This is a genomic window from Luteibacter sp., from assembly GCF_035539195.1.
GTDB lineage: Bacteria > Pseudomonadota > Gammaproteobacteria > Xanthomonadales > Rhodanobacteraceae > Luteibacter.
Genome location: NZ_DATLIW010000034.1, coordinates 136,902 through 151,145, shown reverse-complemented (window position 1 = coordinate 151,145; position 14,244 = coordinate 136,902). Strand labels below are relative to the sequence as shown.

The 14,244-nt window shown below is 64.0% G+C and carries 12 protein-coding genes; 6 read left to right on the top strand and 6 right to left on the bottom strand.

What is annotated here, in order from left to right:
• Positions 1 to 72 precede the first annotated feature (72 nt).
• Complete coding sequence (locus VM621_RS13520) at positions 73 to 558, bottom strand: LysR substrate-binding domain-containing protein (RefSeq protein WP_325469493.1); 486 nt, start codon at positions 556 to 558, stop codon at positions 73 to 75.
• Between VM621_RS13520 and VM621_RS13515 the strand changes: the two genes are divergently transcribed.
• Complete coding sequence (locus VM621_RS13515) at positions 535 to 1,254, top strand: hypothetical protein (RefSeq protein ID WP_325469492.1); 720 nt, start codon at positions 535 to 537, stop codon at positions 1,252 to 1,254. The two genes, VM621_RS13520 and VM621_RS13515, sit on opposite strands and share 24 nt — an antisense overlap.
• Positions 1,255 to 1,379: 125 nt before the next feature.
• On the opposite strand, the gene VM621_RS13510 is transcribed toward VM621_RS13515, so the two are convergent.
• Positions 1,380 to 2,054, bottom strand: coding sequence for an SDR family oxidoreductase (locus tag VM621_RS13510; protein ID WP_325469491.1), 675 nt, complete (start codon positions 2,052 to 2,054; stop codon positions 1,380 to 1,382).
• A gap of 145 nt (positions 2,055 to 2,199) precedes the next feature.
• Between VM621_RS13510 and VM621_RS13505 the strand changes: the two genes are divergently transcribed.
• Complete coding sequence (locus VM621_RS13505; protein ID WP_325469490.1) at positions 2,200 to 3,132, top strand: LysR family transcriptional regulator; 933 nt, start codon at positions 2,200 to 2,202, stop codon at positions 3,130 to 3,132.
• Between the two features lie 82 nt (positions 3,133 to 3,214).
• On the opposite strand, the gene VM621_RS13500 is transcribed toward VM621_RS13505, so the two are convergent.
• Positions 3,215 to 4,111 carry a LysR family transcriptional regulator gene (locus tag VM621_RS13500; RefSeq protein ID WP_325469489.1) on the bottom strand — a complete coding sequence of 299 codons (897 nt, stop codon included), beginning with the start codon at positions 4,109 to 4,111 and terminating at the stop codon, positions 3,215 to 3,217.
• Between the two features lie 213 nt (positions 4,112 to 4,324).
• Here VM621_RS13500 and VM621_RS13495 point away from each other — a divergent pair, with 213 nt between their 5' ends.
• Entirely contained in the window at positions 4,325 to 5,266 is a 942-nt protein-coding gene (locus VM621_RS13495) for an alpha/beta hydrolase (RefSeq protein WP_325469488.1), read from the top strand.
• Between the two features lie 97 nt (positions 5,267 to 5,363).
• Positions 5,364 to 6,242, top strand: coding sequence for a DMT family transporter (locus VM621_RS13490; protein ID WP_325469487.1), 879 nt, complete (start codon positions 5,364 to 5,366; stop codon positions 6,240 to 6,242).
• A gap of 180 nt (positions 6,243 to 6,422) precedes the next feature.
• Here VM621_RS13490 and VM621_RS13485 read toward each other — a convergent pair whose 3' ends face one another.
• The 3 genes from VM621_RS13485 to VM621_RS13475 form a co-directional block, all read right to left on the bottom strand.
• Positions 6,423 to 9,539: an efflux RND transporter permease subunit gene (locus tag VM621_RS13485; RefSeq protein WP_325469486.1), complete on the bottom strand. Its 3,117-nt coding sequence runs from the start codon at positions 9,537 to 9,539 to the stop codon at positions 6,423 to 6,425.
• Between the two features lies 1 nt (position 9,540).
• Positions 9,541 to 10,629 carry an efflux RND transporter periplasmic adaptor subunit gene (locus tag VM621_RS13480; protein WP_325469485.1) on the bottom strand — a complete coding sequence of 363 codons (1,089 nt, stop codon included), beginning with the start codon at positions 10,627 to 10,629 and terminating at the stop codon, positions 9,541 to 9,543.
• Between the two features lie 101 nt (positions 10,630 to 10,730).
• A complete protein-coding gene (locus VM621_RS13475; protein ID WP_325469484.1) occupies positions 10,731 to 12,227 on the bottom strand; it encodes an efflux transporter outer membrane subunit in 1,497 nt (498 codons plus the stop codon).
• A gap of 95 nt (positions 12,228 to 12,322) precedes the next feature.
• On the opposite strand from VM621_RS13475, the gene VM621_RS13470 reads away from it, so the two are divergent.
• Positions 12,323 to 13,009 carry a response regulator gene (locus tag VM621_RS13470; RefSeq protein WP_325469483.1) on the top strand — a complete coding sequence of 229 codons (687 nt, stop codon included), beginning with the start codon at positions 12,323 to 12,325 and terminating at the stop codon, positions 13,007 to 13,009.
• A gap of 62 nt (positions 13,010 to 13,071) precedes the next feature.
• Positions 13,072 to 14,208, top strand: coding sequence for a sensor histidine kinase (locus VM621_RS13465; RefSeq protein WP_325469482.1), 1,137 nt, complete (start codon positions 13,072 to 13,074; stop codon positions 14,206 to 14,208).
• The last annotated feature ends 36 nt before the right edge of the window (positions 14,209 to 14,244 follow it).

Below are 14,244 nucleotides of genomic sequence, written 5' to 3'. Positions count from 1 at the left end.
CCTGTGGCTGCACCTGTTTTACCAAGACCGAGCGCTACGTCTATCGCTTCATAAGGTCCTGACCAGTCGCTTTTAGTCGTCGTTGCGGAAAGTGAGTGGTGGCATCGTCAACTCGGCCGAGGGCTGCGTCTCTTCATAGGAGCGGGCCGTCTCGATCAGCCATTCGCAAAACACCGCAATGGCCGACCTGCCATGGATTGGATATCGAGAGACAATGTAGTGGGCATCAGACATGGCCACGGGACCGGCGAGCTTGACCAGCCGCTTCGCGATGACGTCGTCCTGAATCAAGCTGCCGCCTCCCAGCACGACGCCCAGGCCATCTATGGCCCCCTGGAGGGCCGCCAACGGCTCATTGAATCGCAAGCCGGCGGGTTCCTTCAGCTCCGGAATCTTGTGCAACCGCCCCCAGGTCAGCCAGTCATTTCTTTGAATCGCCTGATGGATGAGCGGTAGATCCAGAATCTGCCTTGGCGCCTGATCAATACAGCCGATTCCCAAGGCGACTGGTATACCGAAGGCCTGGCAGACTATATGTCGACGGTGCTTCCATTCCATGCCCATCTTTACTCGTTGCAGCAGTACCAGGACGAGGTGAACGCCCGGGCGGCTCAGTACTACACCAACGCACATCGCGCCGTGTCGTTGAAGGACGCTGCAGCCATCAAGTGGACGGGCAACGGGGCGTGGATGCTCCCCTACGCACGCGGTGCACTCTACTTCGCCAATCTCGACGCCCAGTTGAAGTCCCGCGGCTTGCCGGTCGATGTGCTGCACCTCGTCAATGCGATGTCCGCTCGTATAGAAAAGGGCGCGCCCGCTACCGACCGCACTTGGTTGGATCTCTTGAACCAAGAGGTGGGCACCTGGGCAGTCGAGGACTGGAAAGCCATGCGGGACGGTAAGCTACTGCGCCCCGTCTTGGGTTCGTTTGGCGAATGCCTGCAACCCGAACCCATCCAGACGGGCATCTACGATCTCGGTTTTTCATGGCGAGACACGGAGCAGGGGTCCTACGTCCAGGACGTCGAGCCGGGATCGCACGCCGAAGCAGCAGGCCTGCGGCCAGGCGACGAGGTCATGACAGCGGTCGACCTCATTGCCCAACAAAGTCGTTTTGACAAGCCGGTGCAGCTGGACGTCAGTCGCAACGGCAAGCGTTTTCAGATCGCGTACGACCCGCACAGCGACACGAAAGTCGACGCATTCCGGTGGGCACCTCGCGACGGTTCAACGTCGGCCGATTGTAAATGACCCCCGACGTAGCTCGAGCGCGGACGCTCTGGCCATTTTGGACACCAAGCGGCATGGCGCCCGAGCCGCCAGGATACGTAGGAACGTCTGCGCAGCCATGACAGGCTGAGGAGCCTCTTACGGACTCACCACGGAACGGTGTGCCCGTCACGGTCGAGATAGCGCAGACCGGGTTTGCCTTGCTGCGATAGAAGCACATCCACGATCTTCGGCATGGCTTCCTCGGTACCGAGCGGTGCGTTCGGGCCACCCAGGGCAGTGCGGATCCAGCCCGGAGCCATCAACAACAGGGCACGCGCCTCTCCGGCATGACGCGCTGCGTAGCAGCGCATGTATTGGTTCAACGCAGCCTTGCTCCCCCGATAGACTTCGTGCCCCCCTTTCTCGTTGTTGGCGACACTCCCTTGTCCGGACGACATGATGCCGATCAGTCCGTCTGCAGGCACGAGGTCCTGCAATCCCTCGATGACGCGCATCGGGCTCAGGGCATTGGTGACCATGACGCGAACGAACTCCTCCGTCGACACCTTCGCTATAGTCTCGTCGTCGGGATTGGCGGTCCCGGCGTTGTGAAACAGGATGTCGAAGGTTCGGCCGGCGAGACGGTCGTGCAGAGCCGTGATCTGATCAGGCTCCGTAATGTCGAGGGGCTCGATTTCGATACGACCCGGATGTTCGTCCGACAGGTCGTGCAACGCAGTCCTGGCGCCGTCTTGTACCGTCCCGACGACGTTCCATCCCCTATGCAGGAGTTCAGCAGCCATCGCGAGGCCGAGGCCACGTGATGCGCCGACGATCAAGATGCTGCTGGACATAGTAGTGCCTTCACTCGGGGGTCGGCCGCAAATATGATCGATCCCTTCGACCGGCGCCAGACGCATAAGAAGCACAATAGGGTTGCATCAGGCGCCATGCCACAATACGCAAGCGATATAGGGTGCCGCGATGGACAATGTGGATCTGAATCTTCTTCTGGCACTGGATGCGCTGCTGACCGAGGGCAGTGTGACCGGCGCGGCCCGCCGCCTTGGCTTGAGCACCTCAGCCATGAGCCGGACGCTCACGCGACTTCGATCGGCCACAGGAGACCCGCTGTTGGTCCGCGCTGGGCGCGGACTTGTGCCAACCCCGCACGCCACCGAGTTACGCGAGCGCGTGCACGGGTTGACCCAGGACGCGCATGCCGTGCTACGTCCGGCTGCCACTGGCCTTAACCTTTCCACATTGAGACGAAGCTTCACCATCCGGTCCAACGAGGGCTTCGTGGAGATTTTCGCGGCACCGCTCGTGGCGGCGGTCACCCTGGTGGCGCCGAATGTACGCTTGCACTTCGCACCAAAGCCCGACAAAGACGTGCGAGCACTGCGCGAAGGCATCGTCGATCTCGAGATTGGTGTGCTGGGCGAGTCAGGGCCAGAAGTGCGCCTGCAGGCTCTTTTTCGCGACCACTTCGTGGGCGCCGTGCGAGAGGGCCATCCTTTGCTGAAAAAGGGCAAGATCACTGCCGAGCGTTACGCGGCATGTGGCCACGTCGTCGCTTCGCGCCGAGGCCTTGCGAAGGGTCCCGTAGACAAAGCGCTCGCGGAGCATGGGCTCGCTCGCACCGTCGTCGCTGTCGTGCCCGGATTCCGCGCAGCCCTGGCTGTCGCAAGTGGATCCGATCTGGTGGCACAGGTGACAAGCTCTTTCTTTAATGCGATCCAGACTGGCCCGATCAGAAGCTTCGCTCTGCCAGTTCAAACCGATGTGATCACCATCTCGCAGATGTGGCACCCGCGCCTGGACGCCGATCCCGCCCACCGCTGGTTGCGAGGGCTTGTGCTGGCTATATGCCGCGAGCCGGCGTCGAACTCGCTGCGAAACGAATCGGGCGGATAACTGCGATAGGGCCGTTCGGACAGGCGATCGCGATAGGTGCAGTGCCGCACTACCAGGTGGCCCACGGCTGCCTTCAGGACTATCAGGGCGCACGCCTCAGAAATTCGATAAAAGCCCGCAGGGCCGCCGACTGCTGACGGCGGTTTGGGAAGTAAAGATAAAGCTCTTCCATTTGGCTAGACCATGCGGGCAGAACTCGTGCCAACTGTCCCGCTGCGAGGAGGTCGGCCACCATGGCGGCGGGCGCACTCACTATGCCTAGCCCCCTGACCGCCAGTTCGATCTGGGAAGCGAGGTCGTGGAGAATCGTTGCCAGGGGCGGTGCAATCTGCACGGTCTTGCCAGCGGATCGAAGTGTCCACGGAATGACCAGGCCCGTCCCTTGGCTGCGGCATGCTATGACACGGTGATCGAGAAGATCGGCCGGCGTGACAGGCGCGGATCGCGCGCGCAGATAGCCTGGCGACGCAACGAGGATCGCCTCCGACTTGGGTGCCACCAGTGTGGCAACCATGTCCTTATCGATGCAGTTCCCATAGCGCAGTCCGGCGTCGTAGCCATCCTTGACGATATCGACCAAGCGCGCCTCGACGGCGATCTCGAGGTTCACGCCGGGATAGTTGTCCTGGAACGCTCCCAACATGGGAGCGATAAGCAGATCGAACGGGGCGCGCGGCATCGTAAGACGCAGTGGGCCAGTCGGTCGCCCACCTCGGCCGGATGCCACTTCCGCGGCTTGTTTCACTTGCGCGAGCGCCGGCGCCACGGTGCGCAGATAGTCGTTACCGACATCCGTCAGGCTCAAGCTACGGGTGGAACGGCGGAACAGTGGGGTGCCGAGCCGCGCTTCGAGAGCACTGATTGCCTGGCTCACGGCGGAGGGCGAGACGCCCAGACGCCTGGCAGCCTCTGAAAAGCTACAAGCTTCCGCAGCCGCTACGAAGACAGCTACGCCCTCGAGTGAATCTCTCAGTCGCATATCGATCGACCTGTAAGTTCTATTTACAGCCCCATGAGTGATTATGCGGATAGTCGCAAAGGTCCTCCGTTTATACAATCCCAAAGCGTTCCGACCTGCGTTTCAACCCGAACAGCTTGGGGTACAGCTTTGTCTACATTGGCTTCGCGCACGTTCAGCACGGCTCGACATACGACGCATTATCTTGAGAAGGGCCCGGCGAACGGGCCTCTCATGATCTTCCTTCATGGATGGCCAGAGCTCGGCCTGATCTGGAGAGCTCAGCTTGACGAGTTCGCCGCGAGCGGTTGGCGTTGTATCGCTCCGGATATGCGAGGCTATGGAGGTTCCTCCATTCCTGCGGCGAGCAGTGCTTATGCCCAAGAGCACATAGTCGCGGACATGAGCGAACTGCACGACCATCTTGGTGGTGAGCCTGCGATCTGGATCGGCCATGACTGGGGTAGCGTAGCTGTCGCATCGCTGGTCTCCCACGAGCCCGCACGCAGCCGCGGCGCCGTACTGATCTCGGTGCCCTATTTCCCTGCGGGGCATGCATTAGAGACCCTGGTCCCGTTGGTCGACCGTTCCATCTACCCAGCCGACCAGTATCCGGACGGCCAGTGGGACTATTACCGTTACTACAACACGCACTTTGCATCGGCAGTAGCCGATCTGGACGCGGACAAGGCCGCGTCCCTCGCGTCGATCTATCGATCGGGCGACCCTGAAAAGATCGCCAAGCCCGCAGCGAACGCGACGGTCACGCGTAGAGGAGGGCGCTTCGGTGCCGCGCACCGCGCGCCTCCAACCGACCTTGACCGAGCTCTCTGGCCGCTGGCAGATTTCGAAACGCTGGTGCGCTCGTTCGATACAGACGGCTTTCGAGCGCCGTGTGCATGGTATGTGAATGACGAAGCCAACATCGCCTATGCAGGCAAGGCATCTGACGGCGGGCGCCTTTCGCTGCCGGTGCTGTTCGTCAATGGGGACTATGACCAGATGAACAGTATCAATGGCAACCTCATGGGCGACCCGATGCGTGACGCCTGCACCGATCTTACCGTTGCCCATTTGCCCGGCGCTCATTGGCTGCCGCTTGAATGCAAGGGCGGACTCACGCTGGCCATACGTGCCTGGCTTGAGAGCAAGAACCTCACGGCGGCAGGAGCGTGACGCCCGGAGCGGGGAACGACACGAAGGCGGGAACAAGGGGCAGCATGCCCTCCGAATCCGCCGCATGAGCGGGCACACCGGTTGGGCACGGAGTCGCGTGCTCGTCGCATCGGCGGTCGGCTACCAATGGTTTTACAACGGCGCCAACTTTGTCGCTTTCAAGATAGGCGGCGACGCGATACCCCCGATCGTCCTTGCCGCGATGCGGTTCGGTCTCGCCGCGGTCTTGATTCTTCCGCTGGCGTTGCGGCACTGGCGGTTACGTCCAGCGAGCGGATCGGAATTGGCGTCCGCGGCGGGGCTCGGCCTGGTGATGCTGATCTGTAGCCAGACGCTTGCCCTTCTGGGAACTCATTTACTGCCTGCCGGCGTGGCGTCCGTGTTCGGCTCGAGCGCACCTATATTTCTGGCGCTGTTCTCATGGGCGATCCTGCGCAAACGCCTGGGCTTACGTAAGGTCTGCGGCATCGCACTTGGCTTCGTCGGGCTCGCCCTGATGGCCTATTTCAGCTACGCCGGGGGCGGTTTCCGCCCATTGGGCGCCGCGCTCACACTCGCCGCATCGGCGAGTTGGGCCGCAGGGTCACTGTGGGCGAGGCGCCTTCGCCTGCCCGAGGATCCCATCGTCGCGTTGGCAGCGCAATTGATTACCACCGCTTTGGTTCTCGCGCTCGCGGTGGGTACGACTGGGATGTTCAGCCGGGTCGATATGAGCGAGGTGCCGATATCCGCATGGTCGGCGCTGGCCTTCCTCGTCATCGCAAGTACGCTCGTGGGCTACACGGTTTTCCTTGCCGTGAACGCCCAGGTTTCCCCGACGATCGCCAATACCTTCAACTATGCCGCGCCCGTCGTCGCGCTGCTGCTTTCGGCGTTCTTGCTAGGCGAGCGGCTGACATTGCCGAAGCTCCTTTCGGCAGGTGTCGCGCTGGCTGGCGTGGCGCTCATGGTGCGCGTTTCGAGGGAAGAAGAGTGATCGCCAGGACCTGAGACTGCAGTGCCTGGATAGCGGCACTCACGCGTTGTTCCGGCACTGTGAGACGCGCACGGCACCGGGTTCAAGATGGCGTGAAACGTCTCCTCGCCGGGCATCTGGGTGCCGAGTCCATTTCAAGATAGACGATGCGCACGCCGATCTTCTCCGGTTCGCTCATGGCTATGCATCCGGTGACGGTGGGCCGTGTGGGCTTCCGAGACGGGGTGCGGCGGACCCGTGGAGTGGCTCGGCGTCCTTTTCGCGGAAGAGGGTGTCGTACAACAGTGGGATCAGTCCCAGCGTTACCAGCGTGCCCAGCAGCAGACCGCCGATGAGGGTGATGGCCATGCCCGTCCACAAGGGCCCGGCGAAAAGCATCAACGGAATCAGGCCGACGATGCAGGTCAGCTTGGTCATCACGATGGGGCGCAGTCGCTTGACCGCCGCTTCGATTACCGCCTCGTGGTGACGACGCCCTTCGGCCAGCTCCGCCTCGATGCGCTCGAGCAGCAGTACCGCGTTGTTGACGATGATGCCGGCCAGGGCGAGCAGGCCGAACGTTGCCATGAAACCGAACGGATACCCGGTCACGACCAGGGCCAGCGTCGAGCCGATCAGGATGAAGGGGACGCTGGCGACGATGATGAACACCTTGCGGAACGAGTTGAACTGCCAGACGAAGAGCAACAACATGCCGCCGATGGCCAGGGGCATGTACTGGGCGATCACAGCGTTGGCCTCGGCCGAGTCCTCGATTTCACCGCCGAGCGTGATCGCGTAGCCGGGCGGCGGATTGATACGCGTGATCGCCGGAGCCAACTGATCGGCCATTTGCTGGGCGGTCATGTTCGGATTGCGCGCGGTTACGGTGATCGAGCGACTCAAGTTGCGCCGCTGCACCACGCCCGGTTCCGAATCCAGTGCGACGGTGGCGACCGCGTTGAGTGCCACCGGCGCGGTGGACGCGGCGGCCGGGTAGATCAGCGTATCGCCCGGATCGGCGTCCGAGGTTCGCTCGAGCGGGCTACCGCGCAGCACGATCGGCACGGTCGCACCGCCATCGTCGATCGCAGCGGCCTGGTAACCGCTGTAGCGCACCTGCAGCGCGCGCTGCACATCCTCACGCGTGATCCCGTTAGCGTGCAGCTTGCGCTGATCGAGCGTGACCCGGTAGCGGGGCACACGCGGCCCCCAGCTGTCGATCGTATCGACGGTGCCGGGCAGGGCACGCAGTACGGTTTCGAGCTGTGCGCTCAGCGTCCGTAGCGTGGACTCATCGACGCCGCTGACGCGGTACACGGCCACGCCGGCTTCGGTCGCGCCCAGGGAGAAGCGTTTCGGTTCGGCGTGCAGGTTGGGAAACGCGTTGGCGAGGTACGTCCGCGTGCGCGCGATGACCGCGTCCAGGTCCGTATCCGGCACCACCGACACGGTGAAGTAGCCGATGTTCGCGCCCGGCAGGGGCGGGTTCAGCCCAAGCACCACGCGCGGGCCGCCATCGGCCACATAGCCCACGCTGTTCTCGACCTCGGGATTGATTTTGGTGTCCGCCAGCCATTTGCTGATCTGGCGCACCGAGGCCAGGGTCTGTCGCGAGTCCGTTCCTGCCTGGAAGGTAAGCGGGATCTGGAACTGCAACCGGTCCGACTTGGGAAGGAAGTCATACGGCAGGCGGGACAAGGCCCAGCCCGCCCCGCCCAGAAGGGCGAGCATGACGCCAACGAACACCACTTTGTGGGTGAGCACCCAGCCGATCACGCGACGGTAACCATGGTAGAAGCGTGACTCGTGCTCGGCCGAGTCGACGGCGTCCGCATGAACCTTGGCGAAGTAGAAGCACAGTAACGGCGTGACGGTGAGGCCCAGCACCCACGAACCGAGCAGGGTGACGGCGAGCACGACGGCCAGCGACCGCAAGTACTCGTTAGTGCTGGTCTGGCCCAAGAAGAACGGCGAAAACGCAAAGACGATGACCAGGGTGGAGACCAGCAGCGGCACGGCGAGGGTGCGACCTGCATCGATGCACGCCTGGCGTCGCTTTTCGCCCGCTTTCAGGCGCCGCTCGATGTCCTCGGCGATGACGATGCCGTTATCGACCAGCAGGCCCAGGGCCAGGATGATGGCTGCCATCGAGACCATCTGTAGTTCGATGTTGAACGCGCGCATGATGATGAGCGAGCTCAAGATCGTCAGTGGCACGATCGAGCCGACCACCAGACCCATACGCCACCCCAGGAACAGCATCACCACCGCCATGACGATGACGATCGTCTCGCCCATGACGTGGTGCATCTTGCCCATTTCGCGCGCAACGACGTCGGCCTGGAAAGTCACCACGTGGGCGTCGAAGCCGGTTGGCAATCGATGGCTGGCCTCGGCGATCCGTGCTTTCAGTTCGTTGCCAAACGCGGCGATATCCAGTCCCTCGGCCATGGAGACCGAGACCACCACCGCTTGCTGGCCTTGATAGACCGCCGCGCTTTGCGGTGGGTCGGTGGGCATGGCCTGGATGGTCGCCACCTCACCCAGCGTTATGTCCTGGGTCTGATCGCCGCGGGGCACGGACAGCAGGAAGCCTCGCAAATCGTCCACCGAGCGGATCTTGCCTTCCACACTCACCGACACGCCCAAGCCGGACACCGAGGGCTGTCCTGCAGAGGCGATGGCGTTTTGCGCGGCCAGCTGCTGGGCCACCGCCCCTGGCGTCAGGCCCAGCGAAAGGAGCTTGTTCTTGTCGAACTGCAGGTAGAGCTGGGTGTCTTGTAGCCCGTAGAAGACCACCCGCTCCACCCCCTTGAGCGCGTACAGGTCCGAGCGGAAGCGTTTGATCGGTTCGCGCATCTGCGCGAGGCTGACGCCGGGCGCCGTGATCGCGATCGAGGCGACCGAGACGCGACCGAAATCGTCATCCAGAAACGGGCCGATAGTGCCTTGAGGGTAGGTCTGGGCCACTTCGGTCAGCTTGGAGCGCACCTTCAGCCACATCGCGTCGAGGTCCGTCACGCTGTCGTAGGCGGTCAGCTGGATCACCACCGACCCCGGTCGGATCGTGGTGGCGATGGTTTTCAGGCCACCCAACTCGCGCAAGCGCTCTTCGGCGGGCTTGGCCAGGATGTTCTCTACCTCATCGGTGGCCATGCCGGGCAGACTGATGGAGACGACGGCATCGCGCACGGTAACCGACGGCTCTTCCTGCGAGGGGAAGTGCAGGAAAGTCCAAGTGCCCGCGATGAGGATCAGCGCGGCGATGAACAGGGTCAGGCGACTGGCATCGAGCGCCGAGCGGGTCAGTAGCATGTCAGCGGGTCTCCAGTTGGCTTGCGCCCTCGAACTCGCGCACCTGCTGTCCATCGATGAGGAAAGCGGTTCCGGCGCTTACGACCCGATCGCCCAGGGCGAGTCCCGAACGGACCAGCACGCGTTCGCCGGCGCACCCGGCCAGGGACACGGCCTTGCGGGCCACCTTGCCGTGGGTGCCATCGAAGACAAACACGCTGTCGGTGCCCGCGGTCGCGCCTGGGAGCACAGCGGTGAGGGGAATGGCCAGCTGTCTTTGGGTGGAACCGCCGCTCAGCCGCAAGGGCACCAACTGCCCGGCGGCCAAGGCCGCCGGTGCGCCGTCGGTGCGAAAAATCGCCTCCAGAGTCGCGCCTTTGCCGACATGATCGGACAGCTGCGTCAGGCGCACCGGGAGGGCGGTGCCGTCGGCCACCGTGATCGTCGCTTCGCTGCCCACCTGGGCCGATTCCCGGGCCTCGATCGGCAGCGAGGCCACCACCTCGAACTGACCCTGGCCATCGATGGTCATGAGAACCTGACCAGCGGCGATATCGTTCATGGGTTCCTCCATCCGCGACACCACTCGGCCAGCAAACGGCGCCACGAGCACGGCGTGCTTGAGGTCGCGGCTGGCCAGAGCGACCGCGGCATCGGCGGCGTCGGCCTTGCCACGGGCCGCCTGAACGGCCGCCCGTGCCATGGACAGGGCGGTTTGCGAGGCGGCGCCGTCGTCGAACAACGCGCTCTGCTGACGCAATTGCTCGGTACGATCCAGCACTTCCGCGCGCGCCGCGGACGCATCGGCCCGGGCTTGCACCAGACGTAGTCGGATGGGTTCCGGGTCGAGCTCGGCCAGCACTTGGCCCTGAGTGAAGGCGTCGCCGGGCTGGACGGCGATCCGCGCGATGCGACCGGCCACATCGAAGCTCAGCCTGGCACGCTGGGCTTGGCGAACCTCGGCGGTGACTTGCGACACCGCCCCCGGGGCCGCAATGACCTCGGCCAGCAGCACGGTGCGCGGCGGCGCGACTTCCTTTGGGGCCTCGCCGCATGCGCTCAGCCACAAGGGCGTCAACAGGGCGGCGACCGTTAGCGGTAGACGTGTCATCAAGGACGAACTCCAGCAAGGGCGACCCGCTCGATGCGGGGTAGGGAACAGAGCGCGCGGTGCGCGGGCACCGGGCGCGGGGAGGAGGGGGCGCTGACGGCTCAAGGCTGCGGCCCGACGGAGGCGAGGGACGCGGAGGGCAGCGAGACGCCGTAGAACGCGCGAAACACCGCCACCCGATTGAGTGCCCGATCACGCCGGGCGGACGCACAATCGACCTGGACCTGTGCGGCATCGATGGTGCGAACGAGCCATCGGGCGGGATCTTCCAGACCCTGCCGATACCGACCCAACGTCTTGACCTGTCGCGTCGCGTCGGCCTGACACATCTGATCCAGACGAGCGACACGGGTCGTGACCACGACGCGCGCACCCAGCGCGTCGGCGACCTCGCGAAACGCGCGCCGCACCGTCGACTCGTAGTTGGCCACCGCCGTGTTCTTGCGTGCCGTGGCCAGATCCAGATTGGCTCGGCGCGCGCCGCCGTCGAAGATCGGCAGTGTGAGTTGCGGAAGAAAGGTCCAGCCCCCCGTGGTGGAACCGAACAGATGATCCAGATCCGAGGACACGTGGCCGATGGAGGAGGACAGCTGGATGGAGGGGAAGAAGGCCGCGCGAGCGGCACCGATGCTTGCATTGGCTGCGCGCAAGCGTTCTTCGGCGCGTATTACGTCCGGTCGGTCCAGCAGTACCTGGGAGGGCAACGAGGCCAGGCCGGTCGCCGCAGTGTCGACGCGCCCGAGCTGGCTCGACTCAGCGGCGGGGGCAGGTAGCGTGTCGCTGGTCAGCAATGACAGGTAGCGCATCGCCTCCTCGTGCTGTCGCTGCGCGTCCAGTGCCGACACGTGCACCCGCGCGGCTTGATCGCGGCGCGCCTGCAGATCGTCGGCGGAGAGCGTGCCGACCCGGTGTTGCGTGACCGCCATGGTCACCAGCGCCTGAGCAGCGGCATCGGCCTCGCGGAGCTTGTCGGCGACCTCAGCGCCCGTCCGCTCGTCGACGTAGGCGCCCAGCACCTCGGCGATCAACGCGCCGCGCGCTTCCTTGCGTGCGGCTTCGCTGGCCAGGTACTCATGCGAGGCAGCGTCGGACAAGCTGCGCAGGCGACCGAAGAAATCCGGCTCGTAACGAAAATCCAGCGTCGCCGATTTGAAATCGCGGCCCAGCAGTGCGGCGGCGTTCGGATCATCGAGCTGGACCTTATCGCGTTGGAGGATCCCATCGAGTTGCGGGAACAGTGACGAGCGCTGCGCGGCCGCGCTAGCCCGCGCCTCGGCCACTTGGGAGGCGACGGCACGCATGTCGGGATTGGCCGCCAGCGCAGTGGAGACGATGCGGGTCGCTTCACCCTCGGGCGCGAACGCGCCGAGAAAGCGCACTTCCTCGGCGGACAAAGTGCCCGCGTCGGTAGGAACCGTTGGCGGCGCACGAACGCCTATCCGAGGTTGTCCACCCAACGTAGCAGGCAGCGCGACGAGCGGTCGCTGGTAAGTGGGAGCGAGCGAACACGCCGACGAGAGGCTGCACAAAACGAGCAGAAAGATGAGCGCGGCCGAATGCGGCCAGAGGAATTGATCGTCGTTGAATAACGGACGCACTGCCTGCTCCCAGACTGATAAGCTGGGCGCATTGTTAGGGACCCATCTCAAGGCTTTGTCGGCCTTTCTTTAAGATTCGATCAAGGGAGAAAACGATGGCGCGACGCGTGCTCGTCGTGGAAGATGACGCCGACAGTGCGAGCATCCTCCAGGCCTATCTGCTGAAGGATGGCTTCGAGGTTCACGTCGCCCAGGACGGCCGACGAGGGATCGAGGCCCATGCGCAATGGCATCCGGACATCGTGCTGCTGGATGTCATGCTGCCCCACGTCAGCGGGACCGATGTCCTTACGACCATTCGGCGGACCAGCCAGACACCCGTCATCATGCTCACCGCGCTAGGTGATGAACCCGACAAGATCGGCGCTCTTCGCTACGGCGCCGATGACTACATCGTCAAACCCTACAGCCCGCGGGAAGTGGTCGCGCGTGTGCATGCGGTGTTGCGTCGCGCGGTGCAGGTCGCGTCGACGGCGCTCACATTTGTCGAAGGCCCGGTGACGGTGGACACCGAATCGGTGACGGCGAAAGTGGCGCACGCCTCGCGCGGCGTCGTGGTACTGGACCTGACACCGACCGAGTTCGGGATCCTGACAATGCTGATAAGAACGCCCTTCAAGGCCTTCACCCGCGCCGAGCTGCTCGAGGCGTGCCTGCCGGACAGCGATGCGCTCGAGCGGGTGGTGGACACCCACGTGCACAACCTGCGCCGCAAGCTCGAAGCCGTCGAGGTGACAGGTGTGCTGGTGACCGTGCGCTCGGTCGGGTACCGCTATCGATGAACGGGAATCACCGCGCCAAGCCTATTCGAGCTCTCTCCCTGTGGCGATGGGTAGCCGTACGCATGAGCTTGCTTGCGCTTGGCGTCGTCTTTCTCATCGCCCTGTGCATGTGGCTGCGCTTTGCCACAGAAACCTATCTGACCGAACAGAAGATCCCACCCGTTACGCTTGAACGCATTCGCACGATCAGCGCGTCCCCTGCGGAACACGAACAAGAATTGTGGGGTTACCTGCGGCACTACTATCACCCGCAAGATGTCGTTCCGGGCCTGTTGGGGACCGATTGGCTGCTTTTCTATGCACTCGTGGCCGCCTCGATTCCGATCATCGTGGTGCTGGGCCTAGTCACCTCCCGCCCGCTCTCGCGGCAGTTTTCCATCGTTGCCGCCACGGCCCGGCGGGTGTCCCAGGGCGACTTCTCGTCCCGTGCGGATCTGGTACCGAACGCGCCTGCCGAACTCAATCGCCTGGCCGAGGACTTCAACGCGATGTGCGAGAAGCTCTCGCGCTATGAGCGAGAGGTCCTCGATTCCAGCGCGATCCTGGCGCACGAACTGCGCACACCGCTCAATGCCGCGATGGGCCGCCTGCAGGGGATTCTCGATGGGGTGTTCGAGCCGCAACCTGAACAGGTGGCGATGATCCTTCGCCAATTGGTCCAGCTGAACCGTCTGGTGTCGGACCTTCACTTTCTGTCCGTGGCTCGCGCGGGTGAGTTGCGTCTGAGCGAGGACGCGTTCGACCTGGCAGAGCTGATTCGCGATCGTGTGAGCTGGTCGGCCCCGGCCTTAGACGCGGCCGGGATCGTCAGCCTCGTCGAGGTCCCTTCGCCGACGCCGTGCTACGGCGACCGCGATCGCCTGGGACAGGTTGTCTCCATCCTCGTCGAGAACGTGGTCCGCTACGCCGGTTCCGGCGGCACGATGACGGTGCTGTTGATCCCGTCGCCGGATACGACCCGCCTGGTCATCCAGGACCGCGGACCGGGTGTCCCGGCTGAGGACCTACCGCGTATTTTCGATCGCTTCTGGCGTGCGGAGCATTCCCGCGGACGGCATTCCGGCGGCAGCGGGTTGGGCTTATCGATCGCTAGCGTCATCGTGGAAGCTCACGGCGGTGTGATCCAGGCGGCGAACCGGGTCGACGGCGGCCTGGAGGTGACGCTCACACTGCCAACGCGCAACGCGGTGCCCCGGTGATCGCTACCCGCGGCCGTGGGCATCCGGCTCGAGGCA